The sequence below is a fragment of the Paenibacillus glycanilyticus NBRC 16618 genome (assembly GCF_004000805.1).
Taxonomy (GTDB): domain Bacteria; phylum Bacillota; class Bacilli; order Paenibacillales; family Paenibacillaceae; genus Pristimantibacillus; species Pristimantibacillus glycanilyticus.
Map to the genome: position 1 here is coordinate 121,084 of NZ_BILY01000005.1, position 24,568 is coordinate 145,651.

At 50.5% G+C, this 24,568-nt stretch carries 27 protein-coding genes, 1 pseudogene and 1 other annotated feature; of the genes and pseudogenes, 23 read left to right on the forward strand and 5 right to left on the reverse strand.

What is annotated here, in order from left to right; translation table 11 throughout:
• The first annotated feature begins 77 nt into the window (after positions 1-77).
• Entirely contained in the window at positions 78-386 is a 309-nt protein-coding gene (locus tag PGL01S_RS05245) for a hypothetical protein (protein WP_127492147.1), read from the forward strand.
• Between the two features lie 62 nt (positions 387-448).
• Here PGL01S_RS05245 and PGL01S_RS05250 read toward each other — a convergent pair whose 3' ends face one another.
• The 4 genes and pseudogenes from PGL01S_RS05250 to PGL01S_RS05265 all read right to left on the reverse strand — a co-directional run.
• Positions 449-1,666, reverse strand: coding sequence for a CynX/NimT family MFS transporter (locus PGL01S_RS05250; RefSeq protein WP_127492149.1), 1,218 nt, complete (start codon positions 1,664-1,666; stop codon positions 449-451).
• Entirely contained in the window at positions 1,635-2,366 is a 732-nt protein-coding gene (locus tag PGL01S_RS05255) for a FadR/GntR family transcriptional regulator (protein WP_127492151.1), read from the reverse strand. The genes PGL01S_RS05250 and PGL01S_RS05255 overlap by 32 nt, the downstream gene beginning before the upstream one ends.
• A 116-nt stretch (positions 2,367-2,482) precedes the next feature.
• The gene (locus tag PGL01S_RS05260) at positions 2,483-3,385 is read right to left on the reverse strand and encodes a sigma-70 family RNA polymerase sigma factor (RefSeq protein ID WP_127492154.1); all 903 of its coding nucleotides are present in this window, start codon (positions 3,383-3,385) and stop codon (positions 2,483-2,485) included.
• A 105-nt stretch (positions 3,386-3,490) separates the two neighbouring features.
• Positions 3,491-3,799: pseudogene (locus PGL01S_RS05265) on the reverse strand (carboxymuconolactone decarboxylase family protein); the annotation flags it as partial.
• A gap of 692 nt (positions 3,800-4,491) precedes the next feature.
• On the opposite strand from PGL01S_RS05265, the gene PGL01S_RS05270 reads away from it, so the two are divergent.
• Both PGL01S_RS05270 and PGL01S_RS05275 read left to right on the forward strand, forming a co-directional pair.
• Positions 4,492-5,679: an MFS transporter gene (locus tag PGL01S_RS05270; RefSeq protein WP_127492156.1), complete on the forward strand. Its 1,188-nt coding sequence runs from the start codon at positions 4,492-4,494 to the stop codon at positions 5,677-5,679.
• A gap of 80 nt (positions 5,680-5,759) precedes the next feature.
• Positions 5,760-7,289 (forward strand): FAD-dependent oxidoreductase, encoded by a 1,530-nt coding sequence (locus tag PGL01S_RS05275; RefSeq protein ID WP_164775385.1) that lies wholly within the window; start codon positions 5,760-5,762, stop codon positions 7,287-7,289.
• A 61-nt stretch (positions 7,290-7,350) separates the two neighbouring features.
• Here the strand turns inward: PGL01S_RS05275 and PGL01S_RS05280 are convergent, their stop codons facing one another.
• Positions 7,351-7,965, reverse strand: a complete 615-nt coding sequence (locus PGL01S_RS05280) for a TetR/AcrR family transcriptional regulator (RefSeq protein ID WP_127492160.1) — start codon at positions 7,963-7,965, stop codon at positions 7,351-7,353.
• Positions 7,966-8,094: 129 nt separating this feature from the next.
• Between PGL01S_RS05280 and PGL01S_RS05285 the strand changes: the two genes are divergently transcribed.
• The 20 genes from PGL01S_RS05285 to PGL01S_RS05380 all read left to right on the forward strand — a co-directional run bounded on the left by PGL01S_RS05285 (position 8,095) and on the right by PGL01S_RS05380 (position 24,537).
• The gene (locus PGL01S_RS05285; RefSeq protein ID WP_127492162.1) at positions 8,095-8,661 is read left to right on the forward strand and encodes a cysteine hydrolase family protein; all 567 of its coding nucleotides are present in this window, start codon (positions 8,095-8,097) and stop codon (positions 8,659-8,661) included.
• Positions 8,662-8,699: 38 nt separating this feature from the next.
• The gene (locus tag PGL01S_RS05290; protein WP_127492165.1) at positions 8,700-9,905 is read left to right on the forward strand and encodes a multidrug efflux MFS transporter; all 1,206 of its coding nucleotides are present in this window, start codon (positions 8,700-8,702) and stop codon (positions 9,903-9,905) included.
• Positions 9,906-9,962: 57 nt separating this feature from the next.
• Positions 9,963-10,227, forward strand: a binding site (T-box leader).
• A 118-nt stretch (positions 10,228-10,345) separates the two neighbouring features.
• Positions 10,346-11,431, forward strand: coding sequence for an aspartate-semialdehyde dehydrogenase (asd, locus tag PGL01S_RS05295; RefSeq protein ID WP_127492167.1), 1,086 nt, complete (start codon positions 10,346-10,348; stop codon positions 11,429-11,431).
• An 83-nt stretch (positions 11,432-11,514) separates the two neighbouring features.
• Complete coding sequence (locus PGL01S_RS05300; protein WP_127492169.1) at positions 11,515-12,474, forward strand: D-2-hydroxyacid dehydrogenase family protein; 960 nt, start codon at positions 11,515-11,517, stop codon at positions 12,472-12,474.
• Positions 12,475-12,671: 197 nt separating this feature from the next.
• A complete protein-coding gene (locus PGL01S_RS05305; RefSeq protein ID WP_127492172.1) occupies positions 12,672-13,445 on the forward strand; it encodes a gluconate 2-dehydrogenase subunit 3 family protein in 774 nt (257 codons plus the stop codon).
• Positions 13,446-13,462: 17 nt separating this feature from the next.
• On the forward strand, positions 13,463-15,184 hold the full coding sequence (locus PGL01S_RS05310; RefSeq protein ID WP_127492174.1) for a GMC family oxidoreductase: 1,722 nt from the start codon (positions 13,463-13,465) through the stop codon (positions 15,182-15,184).
• Positions 15,181-15,936 (forward strand): twin-arginine translocase subunit TatC, encoded by a 756-nt coding sequence (tatC, locus tag PGL01S_RS05315; protein WP_127492176.1) that lies wholly within the window; start codon positions 15,181-15,183, stop codon positions 15,934-15,936. Before PGL01S_RS05310 ends, tatC begins: the two co-directional genes overlap by 4 nt.
• A gap of 15 nt (positions 15,937-15,951) precedes the next feature.
• Positions 15,952-16,152: a twin-arginine translocase TatA/TatE family subunit gene (tatA, locus tag PGL01S_RS05320; RefSeq protein ID WP_015844534.1), complete on the forward strand. Its 201-nt coding sequence runs from the start codon at positions 15,952-15,954 to the stop codon at positions 16,150-16,152.
• Between the two features lie 26 nt (positions 16,153-16,178).
• Complete coding sequence (locus PGL01S_RS05325) at positions 16,179-16,628, forward strand: cupredoxin domain-containing protein (protein WP_127492178.1); 450 nt, start codon at positions 16,179-16,181, stop codon at positions 16,626-16,628.
• An 86-nt stretch (positions 16,629-16,714) separates the two neighbouring features.
• Positions 16,715-17,281 (forward strand): methylated-DNA--[protein]-cysteine S-methyltransferase, encoded by a 567-nt coding sequence (locus PGL01S_RS05330; RefSeq protein ID WP_127492180.1) that lies wholly within the window; start codon positions 16,715-16,717, stop codon positions 17,279-17,281.
• 32 nt (positions 17,282-17,313) lie between these two features.
• Positions 17,314-18,039 (forward strand): class I SAM-dependent methyltransferase, encoded by a 726-nt coding sequence (locus PGL01S_RS05335; protein ID WP_127492182.1) that lies wholly within the window; start codon positions 17,314-17,316, stop codon positions 18,037-18,039.
• Positions 18,040-18,143: 104 nt separating this feature from the next.
• Positions 18,144-18,416, forward strand: a complete 273-nt coding sequence (locus PGL01S_RS05340) for a hypothetical protein (RefSeq protein WP_127492184.1) — start codon at positions 18,144-18,146, stop codon at positions 18,414-18,416.
• 115 nt (positions 18,417-18,531) lie between these two features.
• On the forward strand, positions 18,532-18,957 hold the full coding sequence (locus tag PGL01S_RS05345; RefSeq protein WP_127492186.1) for a DMT family transporter: 426 nt from the start codon (positions 18,532-18,534) through the stop codon (positions 18,955-18,957).
• A 38-nt stretch (positions 18,958-18,995) separates the two neighbouring features.
• Entirely contained in the window at positions 18,996-19,700 is a 705-nt protein-coding gene (locus PGL01S_RS05350) for a Crp/Fnr family transcriptional regulator (RefSeq protein WP_127492187.1), read from the forward strand.
• Complete coding sequence (locus PGL01S_RS05355) at positions 19,700-20,176, forward strand: DMT family transporter (protein WP_127492393.1); 477 nt, start codon at positions 19,700-19,702, stop codon at positions 20,174-20,176. The genes PGL01S_RS05350 and PGL01S_RS05355 overlap by 1 nt, the downstream gene beginning before the upstream one ends.
• Positions 20,163-20,618, forward strand: coding sequence for a GNAT family N-acetyltransferase (locus tag PGL01S_RS05360; protein ID WP_127492189.1), 456 nt, complete (start codon positions 20,163-20,165; stop codon positions 20,616-20,618). The genes PGL01S_RS05355 and PGL01S_RS05360 overlap by 14 nt, the downstream gene beginning before the upstream one ends.
• Positions 20,619-20,690: 72 nt before the next feature.
• Complete coding sequence (locus PGL01S_RS05365) at positions 20,691-21,416, forward strand: AzlC family ABC transporter permease (RefSeq protein ID WP_127492191.1); 726 nt, start codon at positions 20,691-20,693, stop codon at positions 21,414-21,416.
• Positions 21,407-21,733: an AzlD domain-containing protein gene (locus PGL01S_RS05370; protein WP_127492193.1), complete on the forward strand. Its 327-nt coding sequence runs from the start codon at positions 21,407-21,409 to the stop codon at positions 21,731-21,733. Before PGL01S_RS05365 ends, PGL01S_RS05370 begins: the two co-directional genes overlap by 10 nt.
• A 133-nt stretch (positions 21,734-21,866) precedes the next feature.
• Positions 21,867-23,945 carry a transglycosylase domain-containing protein gene (locus PGL01S_RS05375; protein ID WP_127492195.1) on the forward strand — a complete coding sequence of 693 codons (2,079 nt, stop codon included), beginning with the start codon at positions 21,867-21,869 and terminating at the stop codon, positions 23,943-23,945.
• The gene (locus PGL01S_RS05380) at positions 23,932-24,537 is read left to right on the forward strand and encodes a dienelactone hydrolase family protein (RefSeq protein ID WP_127492197.1); all 606 of its coding nucleotides are present in this window, start codon (positions 23,932-23,934) and stop codon (positions 24,535-24,537) included. Before PGL01S_RS05375 ends, PGL01S_RS05380 begins: the two co-directional genes overlap by 14 nt.
• Positions 24,538-24,568: the final 31 nt, after the last annotated feature.

Consider the following 24,568-nt stretch of genomic DNA (forward strand, 5'->3'; position numbering starts at 1 on the left):
TTTTTCGTTTTGAAGGCGGGTCGGAAGTCATGTATACTAGTAGGCACTTGCAAATGATTATTGGGAGGCCTATTACGATGAGTCAGCGTTACCGCATTACTAGATCTTTGAAGGAAACAGGCAATGTTCAGGATATGACCTTGGACGAGTGCAAGCAGCTATTTGCGTCCAAGCCGGATTTCGAATACACCTCGGTCTTTACCGTAAAAGGCCCGGAGAGCACGATGTCCATCGAAGGCGATTTCTTTATGTGGAGCTGCGGGGAAGCTAAAATCCCTTTCCGGCTGTACAGCGGCGATCTCTATGTGGCAGTGAGCAATGAGGCGGTCGTTCCGAAAATGATCGAAATTGCGAGCGAGCTTGAAGCGGATATTGTGGAAGGTTAATGAGATAGCGAAAAATCAATAAAAAAACCAACTCTTGCATTGGAGTTGGTTTTTTTATTGATTCAAGCTTGCGCATCGCCTACGTAACGGTTTCTTGCAGCACCCATGCCAAAAATAAAAATGAGCAGGCTTGCGGCAATCAGCATGCCAATCGATACCGTCCAGTGATGGGTCATGTCGTGTAATATGCCGAATACGAGCGGACCAATTGCCGCCAGCAGGTAACCAACCGATTGCGCCATTCCGGAAAGCTGCGCGGCGGCATGGGAAGTGCGGGTACGGAGCGTGAAAAACAGCATCGCGAGACTAAACGAGCCCGCGCCGGCAATCCCGATAAACACCGACCATAACGGAACCAAGCCGTTCCCGTCCAGCAGCAATCCTCCTATGCCGATCAGGTAAAGAACCGTTGTAATAATCACGAGTATCCGTTGGCTTTTCATCCGGCTTGCAATGATGGGGATCACAAACGTAAACGGCAGCATCGAGAATTGGATAAGCGACAGCATCCAGCCGGCCGTATCGTCCGTCATGCCTCTGCTATTCAAGATTTCCGGAAGCCAAGCGACAAGATTATAGAAGATAAAGGATTGCAGTCCCATAAATAAAGTAACCTGCCAAGCAAGAGAGGAACGCCAAGGCTCACCCGCAGCCGTGCTCACTTGGGATACGGCTGCTGCCGCTTGACGGGTTTGACTCATTCGGGGCAGCCAGAAGACGATGCCCACGGCTGTCAGCACAAGCCAGCAGCTTAAGGCGCCTTGCCAGCCAAAGCCCGCATCGCGGGCAAGCGGTACGCTAATGCCGGAGGCAAGAGCGCCGCAAAGGTTCATCGATACCGAATAAATCCCGGTCATTAAGCCGATTTTGCTAGAAAAATCTCGTTTTACAAGGCTGGGAATAAGAACGTTGCAGACGGCAATGGATAACCCGATCAGGATCGTTCCGCCAAACAGGGCAACGGAGCTGGAGATCGAGCGGCATAAGGTACCGATCCCGATAAAAATCAAAGCGATAAAAATGACGCGTTCGACTCCGTAACGCCGCGCGAGCTGCGGGGCGAAGGGAGACATAAACGTAAAGGCGAGCAAAGGAACGGTTGTCAGGAGCCCGGCAACGGAATTGGATATTCCGGTCGATTCGCGGATGTAGCTGACTAACGGTCCAACCGACGTGATAGGCGCCCTAAGATTGGCGGCTACGAAAATAATGCTTAAAGCGAGCAGCAGACCGGATGCTTTCTTAAGGTCAGCTTTCGCTATTTTGCTGATTTGTTCCATGTTGGTCTAGTCCTCCGGTGATGTCTTCATTCTGAAAATGCTGCTGTGTTTCCCCGATGTACTGCTGAACCATCTCTACTGCTTTGGCGCTGTTCTGCTCCCTAATCGCCTCCATCAGCCGTACGTGGTTATCATGGAAGCCGTGGAACCGATCCTTGTTAAACATGTCCACAAGAATAGGCGGCACGCTGTCGTAAATATAATCGTACAGCTCGATAAGCAGCCCGTTGCGGGAGGAAGCAATTACGGCCAGATGGAACTCCATATCCCAGCGGGCATAACTGTCGGCATCCGCCTTTTGAATAGCCTCTTTACTTTGATCCAGGCAATAAGCCATCCGCTCCAAATCCTCCTCGTCCCGCCGCTGGGCGGAAAGACTCGCGGCTTCCTTTTCCAAGGCATGCCGAACCTCTAGCGTTTCCAGCCAGCTTGCTCGTTGGATCCGCTTCTTAAGTACGGGGCCAAGCGCGCTGGAAGAGCTGACATACGTACCGTCTCCTTGCCTTGTTTTCAGCAATCCCGCATGGGTTAAGGCGCGGATGGCTTCCCGCAAGGTGTTGCGGCTGACTTGAAGCTGCTCCATCAGTTCAGGCTCCGGGGGGACTTTTGTGCCAACCGCCCATTGACCGGAAGCAATCAGACCTTCGATCTGCTCCGCCACTTGTTCAACCAGCGTTAGCCGTTTTGTTTGCTTTAGCATAGCGTTTCTCCTTTCCAAACGTTCAAACGTAGGATGTTTGGTTATTTTACCCCTAAAGTGATACATTTGCAATAAAAAAAGACCATTTCCCGGATTTGCGGAAAACGGTCTGGCATTTAATGAATTCTTGTAAGCTTCTCCGGATTGGAGATGGCGTACACGGAACGTATTTTTCCCGTTTGTTCATCGGGCTCGAAGAGATAGACTTTGACGGGCTTGTTATCCTGGATTTGCATCAAGCCTTGTTGTCCGCTGACGACTATAGGCTGCCAGCTTCCTTCAAAGGCACCCTTCCTCGCAATACCCTCCAAAAAGGCAATAATTCTGTGCGGACCAAGGATCGGATTAAGTGCAGAGCGTACGATACCGCCGCCATCCGACAGCATTACTGCGTCGTCGGTAAGAAGATGGATGAAGCTTTCCAGTCGTCCCGTGTAGATCGCTTCGGAGAAGGACTGCACAAAGCGGGTCATGGACTCATCCAGCGTCGCTTTATTTTCCTCGTTAAGGGAGGAGGAGTGACCGATCTTGGCGGAAGCGCGGCTGAAAATTTTCCGGCAAGCCGCTTCGGATTTATCCAGCATAGCCGCGATTTCCGCATATTCATAGCCGAAGGATTCCCGCAGGACAAATACGGCGCGCTCGGGCGGCGTACAGCTCTGAAGCAGAACGAGAAGGGCGTAACCGAGCTGTTCATGCTGAATAACATTGTCGAGCGGCGAAGATTCCGGAGCCCCGTCACTGACCGGTTCGGGCAGCCATTGGCCCGGGTAGCTTTCGCGTTTGCGCGGAGCCGACTTCATCACGTTTAAGACCCGGTTGGTGAGCAGTTTGACCAGATACGCCTTTGGGTGCGAGATCTCGATGCCATCAAGCCTGCTGACGGTAACGAACACATCCTGGACCGCGTCTTCCGCTTCGCTCATCGAGCCCAGCATCCGGTAGGCGATCGAAGTTAGGAGCGGCTTATACTCCCGGTAGAGCTGTTCAATTTCCAAAGCTGTATCGCTTGCCGTCAAGTCCTATCGACCTCCAAAATTTAACTGTTTTGATCATACCGTAACGAACCGCAAGAAACCACCCTCATCCCGAGGAGTGGTTTCTTTGGCTATTGAAAGAGGCGCCTAAGACTCGAAACAGCCAGGGAACATACCGGTTGCAATCGCTACGCGGTTCCGGCTGTTGATTGCGTTAACGGCTAAGATAAGTGCCACATATTCTTCTTCGGTAAAATGCTTGCAGGCCTCATCGTAGACGTCCTGCGGCACGCCGGCATTCGAGATCAGCGTCACTGCCTCTGTAAGAGCAAGCGCGGCACGTTCCCGTTCCGTGAATTGCGGAGCTTCCTTCCATACCGCACCCAGGTTGATCCGCTGCTCGGATTCGCCAAGCTTACGGGCATCGGCCGTGTGCATGTCGAGACAGAATGCGCAGCTCGTATGGCGTCGGTTTCGTTATTTAAGACAATGCAGCAGCCGGATTTGTGACAGGTGATAAGAAAAAAAGATTTAATTATTTTGATCCTCATCTTCGCACACAGTGACGGAGCATGCCGATGGCCAAATAGGAGGAAAAAACCGTGCTGTGGACTGTGGAGCGGAGAACGTGATGGGGCGGAGTGTCCAATAAGAGGAACAAAACGTGTTGCACACGGTGGAGCGGAGAATGTGATGGGGGGGAGTGTCCAATAAGAGGAAAAAACCGTGCTGCAGACGGTGGAGCGGAGAACGTGATGGTGCCGATGGCCAAATAGGAGGAAAAAAACATGCTGCAGACGGTGAAACAGGAAGCATGACAAGGCAGTGTGCTGCCCCGGTTGCGGGTCATTATAGAAAAAATGCATTGACGTGGATCGCTATTTCGGATTACACTAGCACCAGTCATTTAGTAAATTAGTAAATTAGTAAATTAGTAAATAAGTAAACGAGATCAGCCGATTAATTTATTTCAAGCGGAAATTTAGTGTAAAGCTTGATGCTTTCAATTAGTTGGCTTCATTAGAATCAACCATGCTGAAAGAGGTGAGGACAGCAGCTCCGTTTAACCGCCGCAATGACACTGCGAGATCGTGACAACGGTCTTGCCGCCAAAATCAAAAAATCTTACTAATCACGAGGTATCTATTATGTTTTCCAATCGTTATGTACGTACGATCATTTGTTCCCGGGTGCTGCTACACCTAGGAATATGGATCCGGAATTACGCGGTGTTGCTGTATGTGACCGATCTAACCGGCAACGATCCGGTATACGTCTCGCTTATTTCGGTGGCGGAATTTGCGCCGATCTTCCTATTCGCCTTAATCGGCGGGACCTTCGCCGATAGATGGCGGCCGAAGCGGACGATGGCAGGGAGCGATTTGCTCTCGGCGGTCTCCGTCGCAGGCGTATTGCTGGCACTCATTAACGGCGGATGGATAGCCCTGCTGATCGGAACTTTTCTATCGGCGAGCCTGTCCCAGTTTTCCCAGCCTTCCGCAATGAAGCTATACAAACGCCATGTACCCGGCGAACAGCTGCAGGGCGTGATGGCAATGTCCCAAACGCTTGTCGCAGTCTTTATGGTTCTTGGGCCGGTTATCGGCACGCTTATTTTCCTGAAGCTTGGTATCCAGGTATCCCTTATTTTGACGGCCGTCTTATTCCTGGGCTCCTCGCTTATTTTGGCAACGCTGCCCCGTGACGCAAGCGAGCAGCATTCAAACCTCAAATCCAGCTTTATGAGCGAGATGACAGCCGGCATCCGGTACGTCTGGTCGAATCAGGCTCTTCGAACCTTATGCCTCAGCTTTGCGGTTGTCGGGTTTGCTTCCGGTCTAACGCAGCCGCTTCAAATCTTTATTGCGGTGGAGCAGCTTGGACAAGCGAAGAGCTTTCTGCAATGGCTTGTCATGACAAACGGCGCAGCCATGCTGATTGGAGGAGTTGCGATTATGAGCGCAGCGAAAAAAATACCGCCGCAGCGTCTATTCGTAGCGGGGCTGCTCATTACGGCAGTCTGCACGACCGGGATCGGCGCATCTAAGATGATTTGGCTGACCATTCTCTTATTGATCATCAGCGGGTTGGTATATCCGGCTATTCAAGGAGGCATTCAAACGCTCATCGTACGGAACACGGAGATGGCTTATATAGGCCGCGTCTCCGGAGCGATTATGCCAGTGTTTATGGGGATGATGGTTATCGGCATGTCTCTGTCGGGCTATTTGAAAGGTGCATTGTCGTTATTCGCCGTCTATGGCTTAAGCGGTCTCCTCATCATGGCTGGCGTTCTAATCCTGCTGAAGCTCCGGGAACGTCAATCGGGCAAATAGGGAAGGCAGACACATAAATTCCTTATTAACGTGCAAATTAAGGAAATCCAATTGCCGTTGAGAGGGGTTACAGTATAACCATGCCATATCATAAAGATCTGCCACAGTTTCCCGAGTCTTATTGGACTGCCTCCCAGCATGAAAAGGGCAAGTTTCCGAAGCTAGACCAGGACTCGGAAGCCGATGTTGTTGTAGTAGGCGGCGGGATCTCCGGTATAACAACGGCGTATCTGCTGAGTCAGGAGGGTCTTCGGGTAGTTCTGCTCGAAGCGGGAGAAATACTGAATGGTACGACGGCTCACACGACCGCCAAAATCACGGCGCAGCATGATCTGATCTTTGACGAGCTCATTAGCTCGGAAGGCAAGGAAAAGGCTTCGCTTTATTACGAAGCCGCGAAAGAGGCCATGAATTTCATCCATGAGACGATCGGCAAGCATCAGATCGAATGCGGTTATACGGAGCAGGACGCTTATGTTTACACCCATCATGTGGATTATATCCTCAAGGTGGAAAAGGAAGCGAAAGCCTATCAAGAGCTTGGCATTCCAGGGGCCTATCTGGACACCATTCCGCTTAACCTGCCGCTCTTTGGAGCTGTCCGGATGGACGGACAAGCACAGTTTCACCCGCTCAATTATTTATTGAAGCTGGTTGAGGAGTTTTTGAAGGCTGGCGGCAAAATCCATGAACAGACAACGGCCGTAGACGTGGAACGCGTAGACGATTCGCCAAAAGTCATGACCGGCGACGGCCATCGGATTGGCTGCAAATACGTTGTTTCCTGCACCCATTTTCCTTTTTACGACGGTCAAGGCTTTTATTTTGCAAGAATGCACGCCGATCGTTCCTATGTACTTGGCTTACGGGTGGAGGACGAATATCCGGGCGGGATGTATCTGAGTGCCGAGGACCCGAAGCGTTCCGTGCGTTACGCTCCGCTCGATGACGGGAATAAGCTGATTATTCTAGGCGGACAGAGCCATAAGACGGGACAAGGGATCTGCACGATCAACCATTACGACGAGCTGCGGAAGTTTGCGGAGAATCAGTTCGAGATAAAAGAAATTTCCTACAGATGGTCCGCGCAGGACCTTGTTACGGGAGACAAAATACCGTTTATCGGGCGCATTACGGCTTCGCATCCCGACGTCTTTATCGCAACGGGCTTCCGCAAATGGGGGATGACGAACGGTACCGCGGCTGCCCTCCTTATCCGGGATCTTATTCTGGAAAGGGATAATCCGTATGCGGAGCTGTTTACGCCTTCCCGTTCTCTGTCCTGGAAAACCGTTGGCAAGCTGATAACGGATAACGCGGATGTTGCGAAGCACTTGATTTCCGGGAAGCTGGAGTATGTCAAGAAACGTCCGGAGCACCTTGAGAAGGACGAAGGCAGCGTTGTTCAAATTCAAGGCCGCCGGGCAGGGGGATATCGGGATAAAGACGGTCAACTCTTTCTTATCGACACGACCTGCACCCATATGGGCTGCGAGGTGGAATGGAATAACGGGGAACGGACCTGGGATTGCCCTTGCCACGGCTCGCGCTTCTCGATCACCGGCGAAGTTATTGAGGGTCCGGCGGAAAAGCCTTTAGTTCGCTTATAAAACAAACGAAAACCAGCTTGCATTCCTTGTTAAAGGGATAGGGCTGGTTTTTTCGTGCCGTCTATTTGTCTGCGATAAAAGTAGCGCAAAGATGCTCGAGAATCACTTCCGGCGAATAACCGCGGACCTCCCGCTGGAATAGATAGGATTCGCTGCTTACGCCGTTGAGCAGCATATCGGCACGGAATACGCTGTTTGGTTCAGATTTTCCCGAAGCGGCAAGCATCTCGTCAAACAGCTGAACAAGAATTTCATGCAGCTCATGGTAGAGCGGACCTTTTTGCCGGGTGCTCGGCCGGTTGGCTTGCGAAGAATCCTCTACGCCCCGGAGCAGCTGGGATTTCTTTTCCCGAAACTTGATAAACAGGCCAAGAATTCCTTTCAGTCTGGAGCTTGGAGAGTCAGCATGGTTATCTTCCAGGTAGGCGTAAATATCCTCAAACAGAATGACCAGATTGTCCTTCATGAGGTCCAGACACAATTCGCTCTTATTACGGTACCGGCGGTAAAGAGTGCCCGGTCCGATCTGGGCTTCAGCCGCTATCTGATTCATGCTGACCTGTTCCACGCCATGCTGTTCAAACAATTGGAGAGCGGCGTTAAGGATACGCTGACGGTTCTCGGCAGCATCCCGGCGCTCGGGCTTAGACGGAGTAGTTGTTGAATCTTCATTCATGACCGGATCACTTCCTATCTTCAAAGCATGTTTTTAGGTTTGGTTGACAAACGGAGAGATCTCCGCTTAATATCAAGAGGAGAGTTCTCCGCTTAATGTTATCATAACCGTAAGGAGTGTGTAAAACCGATGTTGAACGCGAAAAGAAGCGCATTCGTAATCATGGACTTGCAGAACGGCATTGTATCCCGTTTTGCGAATAACCCCGAAGTCATTCAACCTTTTCGGAAGGCTTTAGAGGCTGCGCGAAAGCACGAGATCCCGGTGATTTTTGTCCGTGTCGGCTTTAATGAAGGATATCCGGAAGTAAGCCCCCGCAATAAATCCTTTTCGGTCGTTGCGCAGCATGGCGGCATGACGATTCATGACGAAGCCACGCAAATTCACGAATCGGTGAAGCCATTGCCAGGCGAGCCGGTAGTAACGAAGTTCCGGATCAGTGCTTTTGCCGGCAGCAACCTGGAGGTTATCCTTCGCGCGAAGCAGGTCGAGAATCTTATTCTCTGCGGCATTTCGACAAGCGGAGTTGTGTTATCCACGGTGCGCGAGGCGGCTGACAAGGATTATGCCATTACCGTATTAAAGGATGCCTGCCTGGATGCGGATCCCGAAGTGCACCGCGTCCTTACCGAGAAGGTGTTCCCGCGCCAGGCGGACGTTAAAACGGTGGAAGACTGGATTGAATCCTTAGCTTAAAGCACCCGGAAGGAACAGAATGAAGGAGGATGACAGGTATGCCAATATGGAAAAGAAACCTGTTCGTCTGTTGGTTTGGCGTATTTGTCGCAAGCATCGGCATGAGCCAGATCGCCCCGGTATTGCCTTTGTACATCAATCATCTGGGCGTTTCCGATACCCGAATGGTAGAGCAGTATTCCGGTTTAGCGTTTGGGATTACCTTTATATTGTCCGCCGTGTTTTCTCCGATATGGGGAATCGCGGCGGATAAATACGGGCGGAAGCCGATGCTGCTCCGGGCTAGTCTCGGCATGGCCATCGTTATTTTCAGCATGGGCTTCGCCCAAAATGTGTATGAGCTGATTGGCCTTCGCCTGCTGCAGGGGATCATTACGGGTTACGCCTCCGCTTGCACGGCGCTTATCGCAACGCAGACCGAGAAAGCCCACGCCGGGTGGGCGCTCGGAACCTTGTCCACGGCGGGAATCGCGGGTTCCTTGTTAGGTCCGTCCATCGGCGGATTTATTGAATTGCATTTCGGTATGCGGAATGTGTTTTTTATTACCGGAGTATTGTTATTGTTCGCTTTTATTACAACCTTGCTGTTCGTGAAAGAGAATTTCACCCGCGTGGATAAAAAAGCGCAGAGAATGAAGGAAGTGTGGGACAGTATCCCCGAGAAGAATCTGACGATCACTTTGTTCGTGACGTATTTTGCCTTAACGCTTGCCATGTATTCCATTGAACCGGTCTTAACGGTGTATGTCACAAGCTTAACGAGCAGCACCGAGCATGTTGCACTGCTGGCCGGGTTTATATTCTCCGCCTCCGGACTGGCCAATATGATCGCGGCGCCAAGGCTCGGCAGTCTGTCGGATAAGATTGGCGCGCACAAGGTGATGCTTATCGCTTTGATTGTTGCGGGGCTGTTGTTTATACCGCAGGCATTGGTCCATCAGCCTTGGGAGCTTATGGTGCTTCGATTCTTGCTGGGTCTGGCGGCAGGGGGACTTAACCCGTCTGTTAATATTCTAATCAAAAAAATTACGCCGGATGCTCTCACGGGCAGAGTGTTTGGTTTTACGATGTCGGCGGGGTACCTCGGCGTCTTTATCGGTTCGATTCTTGGCGGGCAAATATCGGCTTGGTTAGGCATCCGGGCCGTTTTTTTGACGACGGGAGCCATCCTGCTGCTCAACGCCTTGTGGGTCTACGCGAAAGCGTATAAGAGGCTTAATCTGAGAGCGGCTGAAGGCCGTTAATTTTTTTGCGAAAATGGGTTTACCTCGGATTCGTTTTTTGTTATTATAACTGCAATATGAAATGCAATGACGAGACGAGTAGGTAAATCAATTCTTTTCCAGAGAGCTCCGGTATGCTGAAAAGGAGTAAAGAGTTATTTATCGAAGAAAGACTCCGAGCAGCGCATCGGAACCGGTCTGGCCGGGGATGGTGTGACAGGAGCTCCTGTTATAGAGCTAGAGTATAAGCATTCGATGGCAATGCCGTACTTGAAGAGGCTGATATGGCGACATATCCGCGAATTTAGGGTGGTACCACGGGTATTCAAATCTCGTCCCTGAGACTACGGTCTTGGGGGTGGGATTTTTTTATTTTCGCAGCAAGCAAAGGGATTTATACCGCATACATGTAAGGTATAAGGTCGGCATACAAAATCAGACTGAGAGGATTTGAAGAATAAATGTCACAAAAACTTAAAGTTGGTATTGTTGGTGGAACAGGCATGGTTGGCCAGCGCTTCGTACAATTGCTGGATCAGCATCCTTGGTTTGAAGTAACGGTTATTGCCGCAAGCGCAGGCTCGGCAGGCAAAACATACGTGGAATCTGTTCAGAACAGATGGAAGCTTGACACACCAATCCCTGAAGCGGTTAAGAATATCGTGGTGCAGGACGCTTCGAAGGTCGAAGAGGTTGCTGCTGGCGTTGATTTTGTATTCTGCGCGGTGGATATGCCTAAGAAAGAAATTCAGGCGCTCGAAGAGGCTTACGCAAAAACAGGCACGCCGGTCGTGTCCAACAACTCGGCGCATCGCTGGACGGCGGACGTTCCTATGGTTATTCCCGAGATCAATCCGGAGCATCTTGAAGTTATTGAGGCTCAAAGAAAACGTCTGGGTACAACAACCGGCTTTATCGCGGTAAAACCGAACTGCTCGATTCAAAGCTATGTACCTGCTCTTCATGCTTTGCGCGATTTCAAACCTACGACGGTTGTAGCTTCGACGTATCAAGCGATCTCCGGTGCCGGCAAGAACTTTACGGACTGGCCGGATATGCTGGATAACGTTATTCCTTACATCGGCGGCGAAGAAGAGAAGAGCGAACAGGAGCCGCTCCGCATCTGGGGCAGCGTTGAGAACGGCGAAGTCGTGAAAGCAAGCGCTCCGCTGATCACAACGCAATGTATCCGCGTTCCCGTAACGGACGGTCACCTTGCAACGGTGTTCGTGAACTTCGAGAACAAACCTTCGAAGGAAGAGATTCTTGCACGCTGGTCCGAATACAAAGGCCGTCCGCAAGAGCTGGGTCTGCCAAGCGCGCCTAAACAATTCATTACGTACTTCGAAGAAGAGAACAGACCGCAAACGAAGCTCGACCGCGACATTGAAAAAGGCATGGGCGTATCGGCTGGCCGTCTGCGCGAAGATTCCCTGTACGATTTCAAATTCGTTGGCTTGTCGCATAACACGCTTCGCGGCGCAGCCGGCGGTGCCGTATTGATCGCCGAACTGCTCAAAGCGGAAGGCTATATTCAACCGAAATAATTGAGATGTTGCAGCAAGCTCCCCCAGAATAGCGGGTAAGGAGCTTGCTGTTTTGCTTTCTAAGACAAGGAGGAGAACAGCAAATGAAATGTGCCGTATTGGATGATTATCAGAATGTTGCCTTAAGCATGGCCGACTGGTCGTCTGTTCAGGAGCGTGTTGAGCTGCAAGTATACAACCATCATTTCGAGGATCGGGACGAGCTTGTCTCTGCCTTGCAGGATTGCGAGATTATTGTCATCATGCGGGAAAGAACGCCATTTCGGAAGGAGCTTCTGCAGCGGCTGCCTAACCTGAAGCTTCTTGTTACCAGCGGAATGCGCAATGCATCCATTGATCTGGCCGCAGCTGCGGAACAGGGGATTACGGTATGCGGCACGAAAGGCGGAGGCGAGGGGACTACCGAACTGACCTGGGCGCTGATTCTGGGTTTAGCCAGAAAGCTGGTACTCGAGAATGAATCGGTCCGAGACGGCGGCTGGCAGAGCACGATCGGAGTGGACCTTCATGGCAAGAGGCTCGGATTGTTGGGGCTTGGCCATATCGGAACCAACGTGGCAAGAATCGGACAAGCCTTCGGTATGGAAGTGATGGCGTGGAGCCAGAACCTGACCGCCGAGAAAGCGGCAGCAGCCGGCGTTACGCTGGCGAGCTCCAAGGAAGAGCTGCTGGAGAGCAGCGATATCGTATCCGTACACTTGGTGCTCGGAGATCGTACTCGGGGCTTGATTGGCGCGCGAGAGCTAGAGCGGATGCGGCCGACCGCTTTTCTCATTAACACCTCGCGAGGCCCTATTGTTGATCGCGATGCCTTGCTGGAAGCTCTTCGCAGCGGCACAATCGCCGGAGCCGGAATTGACGTATTCGAGCAGGAACCGCTGCCTCAAGATGATCCTTTCCGCTTGCTCCCGAACGTCCTAGCAACCCCGCATATCGGTTACGTAACGGAAGCGGCGTACCGGGGATTTTACAAAGGGATTGTGGAAGATATAGAAGCTTATTTGGCCGGCTCGCCGGTGAACGTTCTTGTACCTCGTATTTAGTGTATTTGAATATCTGTTATCTCATTAAAGCCTATCCTGTTTATCGGATAGGCTTTTTTGGTTCCCAAATAGGTTAAGGCAACCGGAGCATTCGAATGATTCTGTAGAAGCGAAGCGTTCGCTTCATGAATAAAATTTCACCTATTGGAAGAAAATTAGAAAACCTACTAAATCGGGGTAGCAAGGAGAGAATGATAATGGCGAATGACAAACCGAATCAGCCGCAGGACGAATCGCGCAGAAGGTTCCTTAAATATTCCGGTACGGCTCTTGGCGGGGTCGTACTAGGCGGGGTCATCGGAGGACTTGTAGGCTCGAATCTGAAACAGACGGAGAAGGAAACAGCTCCTGAACCCGGCAAGTCGGGGACCGCACCGGAGAATAAAGACTATAACCAAGCGTTGATGTTCTTCAACCAAGATCAATTCCTCACGGCGGAAGCTGCTGCCGAAAGGCTGTTTCCAAAGGATGATCTGGGACCCGGCGCGAAAGAGCTGGGGGTTGCCTTTTTTATCGACCATCAGATGGCAAGCGCTTTTGGCACCAATGCCCGGGACTATATGCAGCCGCCCTATTACAAAGCGGAAGCCACGCAGGGCTATCAGTTGGTTTTTAAACGCAGAGAACTTATTGCGCTTGGGCTTGACGCCATGAATCAATACAGCAATACGAAATATCAGAAGCCTTTCGTGGAAATCGCGCCGGAAGAGCAGGATGCGGTATTGACCGCATTTGAGACGGATAAGACGGAGATCAAGGATGTGCCTTCCTCCAACTTTTTCGCCATGTTCCTTAATCTGACGCTTGAGGGAGCTTACGCTGACCCACTGTACGGCGGCAACCGGAATATGGCGGGCTGGAAGATGAGGAATTTCCCTGGCAATCAAATGAGCTATACCGATTACATCGAGAAAGAAGAGTTCGTAAAACTAGAACCATTAAGCTTGCATGATCATCTTGAGCTTGGGTAGATAAGGGGTGAAGCAAAATGGCAACTAAACTTCCAAAGGTTCCCGTTGTAATTGTCGGGATGGGCTGGGTTGGCGGCATTATCGCTTCCGAGCTGACGAAAGCCGGTATTTCCGTTGTGGGTCTGGAGCGGGGCAAAAGCAGGGATACGCAGGATTATTACCATGTTCACGACGAGCTCCGCTATGCATCCCGCTATGAGCTGATGCAGGACTTGTCCAAAGAAACGGTTTCCTTCCGCAACACGATGAAAATGAGAGCATTGCCGATGCGGACGTACGGGTCGTTCTTGCTGGGCGAAGGCTTGGGCGGCGCGGGGGTTCACTGGAACGGTCAATATTACCGGTTCCTTCCATATGATTTTGAGATTTACAGCAAGACGGTTGAACGTTACGGCAAGAAGAAGATTCCGGAGAACATGACGATTCGGGACTGGGGCATCACGTATGAGGAGCTAGAACCGTATTTCGTGAAGTATGAGCAGATGGCGGGTATTTCCGGCGAAACCGAGCTGCCTCCGAATATCGGCAAAATGTCCAAGCCGTTTGCAACGGGGCCGATGAAAAAGTCTCCGGGCATGAAGCTGTTTGAGGATGCTGCCAAAAAACTGGGTTACCATCCTTACGTTATTCCTTCGGCCAATTTGTCCGAGCCATACAAAAATCCGGACGGTGTCGAAAGAGCGCCATGTCAATATTGCGGTTACTGCGAGCGGTTCGGCTGCGAATACGGTGCCAAAGCGGATCCGGTCGTTACCGTCCTGCCGGTTGCGAAGCAAACGGGCAAGCTTGATCTTCGGATGCATTCCAACGTGACCCAAATCATTCATGACGGCAAGAAAGCAACCGGCGTCACCTATGTACATACGCCAACCGGAGAAGAATACACGCAGCCTGCCGATATCGTTATTCTTGCAGGTTATCTGTTCACCAATGTCAGGCTTCTGCTGCTCTCCAAGCTAGGCAAGCCTTATAATCCAGAGACCGATACCGGCGCGGTTGGCCGGAATTATGCATATCAGGTGAACGGTGCCAGCACCAGCGCCTTCTACGAGGACCGCGAATTCAACCTGGCAATGGGGGCGGGGGCACTCGGCAGCAGCATCGATGATTTTAACGGCGATAACTTTGACCATAGCGATCTGAAGTTTTTGCACGGCGCGAATATCCGGTTCACGCAGACGGGGCTCCGGCCGATTCAGTATCAGCCGGTTCCGGCAGGTACGCCGAAGTGGGGCGCGGAGTTCAAGAAAGCGACGATCCATAATTCGAACCGCGTATTATCCGTTGCCGGACAAGGAGCAAGCATGCCGAACCGGTATCATTATCTCGATCTTGATCCGGAGTACAAGGACGCGTTCGGACAGCCGCTTATCCGAATGACCTTTGACTTCGAAGACCAGGATCGCGAGCTCGTGAAGTTTATTGCCCAGAAGACGAAGGAAATCGCGGATCAGATGGGCGGAACCAAGACGGAGATCCATGATTCGATCAAGCAATACAACATCGTTCCTTATCAGTCTACCCATAACACGGGCGGGACGATTATGGGATCCGATCCCAAGACCTCCGTCGTTAACAACTATCTGCAAATGTGGGACGCGGAAAACGTATTCATCTGCGGCGCGTCCAACTTCCCGCATAACAGCGGATACAATCCGACGGCCACCGTTGGCGCATTGGCATACCGGACGGCTGAAGGCGTGCAGAAATATTTGGATAAAGGCGGTTCACTCGTGTGAGCAATCAGAATGGCGAAGCGGCTGAGACTGTCGGCAGCGATCTGATCAGTCATCTGACCGAGCTCCGTAAACGCCTCATTTATGTGGCGGGCTGGTTTCTGGCCTCCTTGTGCGTTGGCCTCTATGCAGCGCCTAAAATTTTGACCTTCGTCAAAGGACATCTGGGTGCCATTGAAGTAGAGTGGAGCGTGTTTGCGCTTTCGGACGGAATAGCAGTGTATATGAAATGCGCGCTGCTCGTCGGGATTATCCTGACGCTTCCGTTCCTCATGTACCATCTGTGGGCATTTGCAAGACCGGGCATGACGGATGCCGAAGCAAAAAGCACCCTGGTCTATGTGCCGACCTCGTCCCTGCTGTTCGTAAGCGGAGTGTTATTCGGTTATACCGTAGCTCTGCCGATGATGATCCGGTTCATGATTAAGCTGAATCAATCGATGGGAGCTCAAGAGGTATACGGGATCCAGCATTACATGTCATTTCTGATCAGCTTCCTGCTGCCTATGGGGGTTGCTTTCGAAATGCCGCTGGCAATGACTTTTCTGACCCGAATCGGGATGCTGACTCCAGGCAAAATGAAGCAGGTTCGAAAATTTGCGTATGTAGGTCTGGCGGTTGTGGGAACACTTATCTCACCTCCGGATTTTGTATCCCATTTGTCCGTGACCGTTCCACTCATTCTGCTCTTCGAGATCAGCGCATTTATCTCGGCGCGTTACTATAGGCGGAAGTTTGCCGTACAAACGACTTAATTGTGGAGGGATAATATGTTTAACAACGTAGGAATATCAGGGCTGATCATTATTCTGGCTATCGCTTTGATTGTATTTGGACCGGCAAAGCTGCCTCAGCTGGGACGTGCCTTTGGCGATACGCTGCGCGAGTTCCGGAATTCAACAAAAGGCATTGCCGATGATGAACCGGAAGTTAAATCGAACATTATCGAACTGGAACAAACTAAAAATTAATTGAAGATCAAAAGGAGACAGCTGCTATGAAGATCAATAAGCTGCTTATGATCGCTGCCCTGGCCGTAACCGTAATGGGGACGACTGCAGGCTGCGGATCAAGCTCGAAGAACAACAATAATGCCAATACAGGAGCAACCAATAACGCGGGTACAAACGCAGGTACAAACGCTGGGACCAATGCTGGCAATAATGCTGCAGGCGGCGGCGGATCTAAGGCAATTACAATCAAAGCGAAAAACTTTGAATTCGATCAGCCGGAAATTCGTGTTAAGCAAGGCGATAAAGTGACCATTACATTAAATAACGCAGAGGGCTTCCATGGCTTCGCGATTCCGGATTATAACGTCGATATCAAGGAAAATAACGGAACTGCGACATTTACAGCCGATAAAGCCGGCGAGCATGAATTCCATTGCTCGGTGGTGTGCGGCGCAGGCCACAGCAAGATGGTAGGCAAGATCATTGTTGAATAAAGGTATTGACCGAAAGCCGCGATTTCGCGGCTTTTTGTTTTGTTTGAGGAATGGTAAGATTGTTTTATTTGAATGAGGTGAATGAAATGAAGGCTTTGCAAACTACAATGGTTTATTGGGATACGCTGGTTCATCCCGTGTTACATAATCGGCCTATTTATCTGGTTGCAACGGACAACGGATTAGCGCAAGTTACTTTGCCCCATGAGTCTACAATGGAAAGAGTTGAGGCATGGGTGAAGAAAAAAATACCGAATGCGATATTGGTGCGGGATTTGGCTCAAGTAGCTCCGTACAAGCAGCAGCTTCAGGAATATTTGGACGGCAGTCGAAGGAGCTTTACGTTCGCTTTGGATTTTCGCGGCACCGCTTTTCAAAACTCCGTCTGGCAGGCTTTGTTTGAAATTCCATACGGAGAAATGAGAAGCTATGCGGAAATCGCGGAAAGAGTAGGGAATCCGAAGGCTGTTCGAGCGGTAGGCACGGCAAACGGCATGAATCCCATTCCGATCGTTGTCCCCTGTCACCGGGTAATCGGCAAGAATAATACGCTAACCGGCTTCAGAGGCGGACTTCAATTGAAAGAGGAGCTGCTCCATCTGGAAGGCGTTCAAGCTTTTGTGAATAAAGGACACGAGAAATACCGCTTTTAAGAAAGCAAGGTCCAAGAGAGGATGCGTCATAAATGAATGAAAGAGTCTCGAAGGCGTTCGATCGACTGGCCATCGCGTATGAGCAATCCGTTGATCATAACAGCGGGCATAACGCCTTTTATGAACGGCCGGCGATGATGAAGCTGCTGCCGGAAGAGATGTCCGGAATGGCTGTTCTGGATGCGGGCTGTGCCGCAGGCTGGTATACATCGCAATTCGCCGAACGGGGAGCGCAAGTGACGGCTATAGATCTCAGCCCGGAGATGGTGGCGGCTTGCAGAAGAAGAGTAGGGGATAAAGCAAATGTATTGGTCTGTGAGCTTGGCAAGACGCTGCCGTTTGAGGACGAATCGTTTGACCTTATCGTCAGCTCGCTTACCCTGCATTACGTTGAAGATTGGGGAACCGTGTTCCGCGAGCTGCGGCGCGTGCTGAAGCCGGGCGGTACGTTGCAATTCTCCGTACATCATCCGTTCATGGTGTTCCGGCAGTATGATCGTACGGATTATTTCGCCCGCGAATTATTGACGGATGTATGGAATAAGAAGGAAACAGGTCCCGTAGAGGTAACCTTTTATCATAAATCGATGATGGATATTGTTAACGCAACGACGGAATATTTTACACTTGATCAAATGATCGAGCCGCAGCCGGCTAAGGAATATAGGGAGCTTCCCGGAGCCGGCGACTGGTATAAGCGCTGGTACGAACGATTAATGACTAATCCATGGTTCCTGATTATAAAAGCACGGAAATAACATTCGGTTCAAAAATTAATGTTAATCTAACATTCGATAAATACATCCTTAATACAGCTCCTTTATTATTACCGTAGAACAAAGATAAAGGAGCCGATAAAGCAATGAAAGCACAAAAAACAGAACCGGCGAGAATGCCTGAATACCGGATCAGCGAAAGCGAATCGATGCAATACAAGCTGCTTTACCAGATCCGAATGGGCAATATGAGCACAAGCGAACTGGATAAGCTGCAATTCCTTTGCAAAAGCGAGCTTCATCAGCTGCGCAGCGAACTTGATACGATGCTGCAGGAGCTTCGCGACATGAACAAGCAAATGCAGCAGGGCAAGAATGAAAATCATACGGAAAAAGATAAGGAAAGCATCGCTGCTTAAGAGGCAATGATGCTTTTTTTATTTGTATGGATAGATTCAGGACATATGTCCTTTTTGTTTTTACCCTCCTGTCGTTTAATTAGAAGAGCGTAATGAACGAGGAGGATGACGAGGAATGAAAGGCATTTTCTATGCGGTGCTGGGCGGAGTATTTCTGACCTTGCAAGGTACGGCAAACGCAGTGATTGGCGAGCATCTTGGAACCTGGCAGGCCGCCGTGCTGACGCAAGGGACGGGTTTTGCAGCCGCTCTGCTAATCGTATGGCTGACGGGCGACCGATCGTGGAAACAGCTCAAACAGGTGAAGCTGCGCTACCGGTTTGGCGGAGCGTTTGCAGCGTTTATCATATTCAGCAATATTACGGCTTTTCATCATAACGGAGCAGCCATTACGGTATCGTCCGTGCTGATCGCCCAGATCCTCGTTACTTTGGGAATGGAGAAAGCCGGTTGGTTCGGGAATGCGGCAATCCGGTTAAGAGCGCCGCAATGGATCGGCATAGCCCTGATGATAACCGGGATCTTATGTTTATCGTTCTGACAGGATAAAATATCCATTAGAAAGGGGATGCCGTCAAGTTGAAAGAAATTTTGGATGATGCCCGGATTGATCAATATCTGGCCCAATACGCGTTAGACGATGTATTCCCAAGCTCGCTGCGGCAGCACTTGGCGTTATATCGGTTCGAACCTGGCGATACGTTATGCAAGCAAGGCGAAATACCGGAATATATCTTCTTTCTCATGCGCGGAAAAGTGAAGGTATATACCGCCTCGGCGGACGGGAAGACGCTGCTTGTTAATTTTACGTCCCCGCTTGGCGTGCTTGGCGAGATCGAATGCCTGAATGAGCTGGAGAATTTGAATACCGTTTCGGCCGTTACGCCGGTGGAGACGGTTGCTTTTCACAAGCGTTGGCTGAAGCTATATCGGGAAGAAGTGCCGTTCCTGCAATTTATGCTGCATCTTGTCACCGAAAAGTTTTATAACAAATCGGTGTCGCTCAGCTTCAATCTCTTATACCCGGTCGAAATCAGGCTTGCCAGTTATTTGCTGTCCGTAACGACCCCGGAGGATGCAAGGGTCAGCACGGTTCATTTGAAGGATATGGCGAATCTCATCGGCACAAGCTACCGGCATCTGAACCGGATTATTCTTAGCTTTACCGGTGCGAACTTGATCGAGCGCAGCCGGGGCACGCTTGTCGTGAAAGACCGCAAGGGGCTTGAAGAAGCAGCCGGAAGAAATATTTACGAGAATGGAGACCGGAAGGAGCATAAATGATGTTAACAGGCATATTACTGGCATTGATGGCGGGCTCGCTTGTCAGCGTACAGAACTTGTTTAACAATAAAGTCAATGCGGCTGCGAACTCGCATACCACGACAGCTCTGGTGCTTGGAATGGGCTTTATGGCTTCGTTAGGCATGGGGCTGCTGTTTGAGGGAGCGGATCTGCTCAGCTGGAAGCCGATGCCCGTCTGGTTCTGGTTCAGCGGCTTGCTTGGGATCGGCGTTGTCACTTGCGTCGTGAAAGGGGTACGGCTCTTAGGCCCGAGCTATGGGACAACCATCGTAATGGCTTCCCAGCTGCTCTGCGCATTATGGTGGGATTCGACAGGTTGGTTTGGACTCGAGCAAGTGACCTTCACGCCACAGAAGGCAATTGGAGTTGCGGCGCTTCTGGCGGGAATTCTTTTGTTCAAGTCGAAGCCTAAAGAGAATAAACAGCATAGAGAGGTGCGGCATGAACTATCGTAAAGCAGTGATTGAGGATATTGAGGCATTAATGTCATTGAGAAAGCAACAACTTATTGATGAAGGAATTGCTCCAGACCAAGATATCGATGAGGAGCTCCGAACTTTTTTCACAAACAAGTTAACGGACGGTTCGCTTATGGAATGGGTTGTAGAAGCTGACTCGGAGATAGTCGCAACCGCGGCCGTAATCTTTTATGATTTTCCTCCGTCATTTACGAATAAAAGCGGAAAAAAAGCTTATATCACAAATATGTATACGGATATTCGTTTTCGTGGGCACGGTATCGCAACCCAGTTGCTGAACCGTTTAGTTGAAGAAGTTAAGTCAGCAGGAGTACAGACCGTTTGGCTTGCGGCTTCACAGCTTGGAAAACCGGATTATAAGAAATTTGGATTTCAGGAAGCTAACGATTGGATGGAAATGCATCTCAAGGAGGATTAGTGAAGCCGCGTTCCGCGGCTTCTTTTTATGCTAAGATAAGAGGATAGCTTTAATGGTAGGAGAGGGAAGTATATGCAGCAAGAGAACGTACAGCTTAGAATGGAAAGTGATGAGAACAGCTTCCTTCAAGGGGTGAAGGACTGCGTACCAACGTTATTGGGTTATTTAAGCATCGGGTTCGCGGCGGGAGTGGTTGGTCATACCTCGGGGTTAAGCGTGCTGGAGATTACCTTGATGTCGATTCTTATTTACGCAGGCTCCGCACAGTTTATCATCGCGGGAATGGTAGCCGCGCAGGGCTCCATAGCAGCAATCGTGTTTACCGTATTTATCGTTAATCTAAGGCATCTGCTGCTTAGCGCGGCATTGTCCCCCTATTTCCGTCATTTGACGGCTTTTAAGACCATGATGATAGGCACGCTCCTGACGGATGAGACGTTTGGAGTGGCGATTAACAGAGCGGCCAATACAAAAGCACTCAGCGAATCATGGATGAACGGACTAAACATAACGGCGTATCTTAATTGGATTCTTGCTACGATGGCGGGTGCATTTCTGGGGCAATGGATCACGAATCCGGAAAGGTTTGGTCTCGATTTCGCGTTGTCCGCCATGTTTATTGGACTGCTTGTTTTGCAATTATTAGGTCGTCAGAAGCTGTTCAGAGATTTAGTCGTAGTCGTAAGCGCGGTGATTATCGTTGTGGGTGCAAGCATGGTCACTTCGGGAAGCATGGCGGTTATTATCGCAACCGTAAGTGCGGCAACAATAGGAGTGTTGATTGAACGATGGAAATAAGATGGGATATTCTTGCAATTATAATAGGTGCTTCAATCGTTACTTTTCTTCCGCGGGTCCTGCCGCTTGTTGTGCTCAGTCGCTTGCAAATTCCCGATCTGGCGATGCGTTGGCTAAGCTATATCCCCGTTGCGGTTATGGCAGCCTTGTTAGGCAACGAACTGCTGATGACCGATGGCAAACTAACTTCATTGAAGGAAAACATCGAGTTATTTGCCGCTCTGCCTACCTTCCTGGTAGCCATCTTTACGCGCAGTCTTCTCGGCACAATCATCACGGGCGTAATAAGCGTTATGCTGCTTCGATTGATTATGTAGGTCTGCGTAAATCGCAGACCTTATTGCTTATTATCGTAAAATTAGGTCCTACGTACAGAAAACGGGTCTTCTCTACGAATGATTATCCAAGACAAAAGTAACGGGTTGTTGCACCAAGCTTGGAGGAATTTGTATGAGATCAGCAATTCACCATCAGAAAGCAAAAAAGCGGGGACTTTGGAAGAAGCTTGTCCTTTTTATTATGATTACCGGCGTAATTATCGCTGTCATTGGAGTGGTTGCTTTTAAATTAATGGTTGCTCGGCAGGATGTATCCTTGCTGGAGGAGCCGCTGCCGGCGGCTACGATCATTTACGATCAGAACAAGGAAGAAGCGCTTCGCATTTCGCCGAAAAAAGCCGAAGCCGTCAGCTATGACAGCTTGCCGGAGGAACTGATCGAAGCGGTAGTTGCCGTAGAGGACAAACGTTTCTTCGAGCATAAAGGCACGGATTTGCAAGGGATTGGCCGGGCGATGGTAACCAATCTGACAAACGGCAAGAAGGTGCAGGGGGCAAGTACCATTACCCAGCAGCTGGCGAAAAACGTTTTTCTCAGCCAGGAACGGACATGGACCCGGAAGTGGAAGGAGCTTCTGCTCGCCGAGAAAATCGAGAAGAATTACGATAAGCAGCAGATCCTAACCTTTTATTTGAACCAAATCTATTTCGGCGAAGGGGCTTGGGGGATCAAGAAGGCTTCCGAGCTGTACTTTGGCGTTCCGGTGAACGAGCTGTCGCTTACGCAATCGGCACTGCTAGCCGGGATTGTCAAGGCGCCTTCGGCACTCTCGCCTTACAGCCATCCGGAGGAAGCGAAAGCGAGAAGGAACGTGGTGCTGAAGCTTATGAAGGATCAAGGCAAGATTGATCAGGCTGCATACGAGGCTTCGGTGAAGGAGCCGCTTCATATTCAAAGCTCAAAGCCAAGCAGCAGCGATGCCATTAAGTACCCTTATTTCATCGATCAGGTCATTCGCGAGGCAAGCCAGAAGTACGGACTAACGGAAAATGAAGTGCTTCACGGTGGATTCCGGATCTACACGACCATGGATACGAAGATGCAGGAAGCTGCCGAGGACGTTTATTCGCAGGACAGCCTCTTTCCGGCGAGCAGTTCGGATCAATTGATACAAAGCGGGGCCGTGCTTGTAGATCCTAAGGACGGAGGGATCCGGGCTCTTATCGGAGGCCGAGGCGAGCAGCCGTTCCGCGGCTTTAACCGTGCGGTGCAGCTGAAACGCCAGCCTGGCTCTACTATGAAGCCGATTTCGGTGTATACGCCGGCTTTGGAGCGGGGTTATACTCCGGATAGCACCTTAATGGACGAACCGGTCAATTTCGGAGGCTATCAGCCTAAAAATGCGGGCGGCAGCTATCATGGCGAAGTATCCATTTATGAAGCTTTGATTCATTCGTATAACGTGCCTGCGGTATCGCTGCTTAACGAGATGGGGATTGATGCAGGAATGGAAGCCGCCAAGCGGTTCGGCATTGAGCTTACGGATACGGACCGGACGCTGGGGCTTGCTTTAGGCGGCTTGCAGGAAGGAGTCTCGCCGCTCGCTATGGCTGAAGCTTTTGGCGTATTCGCAAATGACGGAACACGGATCCCGGCACATTCCATTTCACGGATCGATTCGGCTGAAGGGGAGACCATTGCCGAATACGATTCCAACGTCAGCGTGAAAGTGACGGAGCCTGTGGTTGCACGGACGATGACGGCGATGCTTGAAGGTGTCGTCAAGGAAGGCACAGGCGATGCTGCATCCCTAGGTGATCGGCCGGTAGCCGGTAAGACGGGCACAACCGAGATGCCTGGAACCGGCGGAGAAGGGATGAAGGACAATTGGTTTGTGGGGTATACGCCGCAGCTGGTTGGAGCGGTATGGCTTGGCTATGACCATACGGATACCAGCCATTACTTGACGACAACCTCGAAGGCCGCAGCAGCCGTATTCCAGAAGCTGATGAGCGAAGCTCTTCAAGACGAACCGGTCATGGCATTCGCTAACATGCCGGCGATTGCCAAGAAACCAAAAGAGACCGGAAAAGCTAAGGAAGAGAAAGAAGATAAGAAGGACAAGGACAAAGACAAGCCAAAGCACGAAAAACCCGGGAAGGATAAGCACAAAGAGGACAAGAAAAAGGGACCGGGAGAAGAGCATCGAGGTAAGGGGAAAGGGAAAAAAGATAAAAATGACGATGATTGAGATCAAGCAGCATTCGGATAAGGCGATTATCGTAGCCCATGAAATCTACGGTTTGAACCGTCATATCTTGGCGTTGTGTGCGTCAATTGCGGCGCAGGGCTATGACGTGTATGCACCGGATTTGCTCAATCGACAGGAGCCTTATGGTTATGAGCAAGAGCAAGAGGCTTACGGATATTTTATGGAACATGTCGGATTCGATCAAGCATCCGCAGCCATACTAAGATTAGCGGGAGAGCTCAAATCGCAATATCGCCAAATATTCCTGATTGGATTCAGTATTGGTGCAACGGCATCCTGGATGTGCTGCGCCAGTCCGGACATTTCGGCAGTGGTGGGTTATTATGGCTCCAGAATTCGCAGCTATACAGAGCTCAATCCTTCCTGTCCGGTGTTGTTATTTTACCCGGAGGCCGAGCCGTCGTTTGACGTGGACCAATTAATGGCTGTTTTACGAGTTAAACCGCAGGTTCACATCCGCAAATTCAGCGGAAACCATGGCTTTGGCGATCCTTATTCGAAGCGTTACGTCCAAGCGTCGGCAGATGAAGCTTTTGGTCAAATGGTGGATTTTCTCAAATCCATTGGTTGAAAATCAAAATTGGCTATGTTAAGATACCTGT

Bases quoted from the DNA above. Each gene is read 5' to 3' on its own strand.
- PGL01S_RS05245 (WP_127492147.1), top strand. From the start codon at position 78: ATGAGTCAGCGTTACCGCATTACTAGATCTTTGAAGGAAACAGGCAAT.
- PGL01S_RS05370 (WP_127492193.1), top strand. From the start codon at position 21,407: ATGGAAATAAGATGGGATATTCTTGCAATTATAATAGGTGCTTCAATC.
- PGL01S_RS05300 (WP_127492169.1), top strand. From the start codon at position 11,515: ATGAAATGTGCCGTATTGGATGATTATCAGAATGTTGCCTTAAGCATG.
- PGL01S_RS05340 (WP_127492184.1), top strand. From the start codon at position 18,144: ATGAAAGCACAAAAAACAGAACCGGCGAGAATGCCTGAATACCGGATC.
- PGL01S_RS05275 (WP_164775385.1), top strand. From the start codon at position 5,760: ATGCCATATCATAAAGATCTGCCACAGTTTCCCGAGTCTTATTGGACT.
- PGL01S_RS05290 (WP_127492165.1), top strand. From the start codon at position 8,700: ATGCCAATATGGAAAAGAAACCTGTTCGTCTGTTGGTTTGGCGTATTT.
- asd (WP_127492167.1), top strand. From the start codon at position 10,346: ATGTCACAAAAACTTAAAGTTGGTATTGTTGGTGGAACAGGCATGGTT.
- PGL01S_RS05365 (WP_127492191.1), top strand. From the start codon at position 20,691: ATGCAGCAAGAGAACGTACAGCTTAGAATGGAAAGTGATGAGAACAGC.
- PGL01S_RS05380 (WP_127492197.1), top strand. From the start codon at position 23,932: ATGACGATGATTGAGATCAAGCAGCATTCGGATAAGGCGATTATCGTA.
- PGL01S_RS05355 (WP_127492393.1), top strand. From the start codon at position 19,700: ATGTTAACAGGCATATTACTGGCATTGATGGCGGGCTCGCTTGTCAGC.
- PGL01S_RS05255 (WP_127492151.1), bottom strand. From the start codon at position 2,366: ATGCTAAAGCAAACAAAACGGCTAACGCTGGTTGAACAAGTGGCGGAG.
- PGL01S_RS05310 (WP_127492174.1), top strand. From the start codon at position 13,463: ATGGCAACTAAACTTCCAAAGGTTCCCGTTGTAATTGTCGGGATGGGC.
- PGL01S_RS05345 (WP_127492186.1), top strand. From the start codon at position 18,532: ATGAAAGGCATTTTCTATGCGGTGCTGGGCGGAGTATTTCTGACCTTG.
- PGL01S_RS05375 (WP_127492195.1), top strand. From the start codon at position 21,867: ATGAGATCAGCAATTCACCATCAGAAAGCAAAAAAGCGGGGACTTTGG.
- tatA (WP_015844534.1), top strand. From the start codon at position 15,952: ATGTTTAACAACGTAGGAATATCAGGGCTGATCATTATTCTGGCTATC.
- PGL01S_RS05270 (WP_127492156.1), top strand. From the start codon at position 4,492: ATGTTTTCCAATCGTTATGTACGTACGATCATTTGTTCCCGGGTGCTG.
- PGL01S_RS05285 (WP_127492162.1), top strand. From the start codon at position 8,095: ATGTTGAACGCGAAAAGAAGCGCATTCGTAATCATGGACTTGCAGAAC.
- PGL01S_RS05280 (WP_127492160.1), bottom strand. From the start codon at position 7,965: ATGAATGAAGATTCAACAACTACTCCGTCTAAGCCCGAGCGCCGGGAT.
- PGL01S_RS05360 (WP_127492189.1), top strand. From the start codon at position 20,163: ATGAACTATCGTAAAGCAGTGATTGAGGATATTGAGGCATTAATGTCA.
- PGL01S_RS05330 (WP_127492180.1), top strand. From the start codon at position 16,715: ATGAAGGCTTTGCAAACTACAATGGTTTATTGGGATACGCTGGTTCAT.
- PGL01S_RS05335 (WP_127492182.1), top strand. From the start codon at position 17,314: ATGAATGAAAGAGTCTCGAAGGCGTTCGATCGACTGGCCATCGCGTAT.
- PGL01S_RS05250 (WP_127492149.1), bottom strand. From the start codon at position 1,666: ATGGAACAAATCAGCAAAATAGCGAAAGCTGACCTTAAGAAAGCATCC.
- PGL01S_RS05325 (WP_127492178.1), top strand. From the start codon at position 16,179: ATGAAGATCAATAAGCTGCTTATGATCGCTGCCCTGGCCGTAACCGTA.
- PGL01S_RS05305 (WP_127492172.1), top strand. From the start codon at position 12,672: ATGGCGAATGACAAACCGAATCAGCCGCAGGACGAATCGCGCAGAAGG.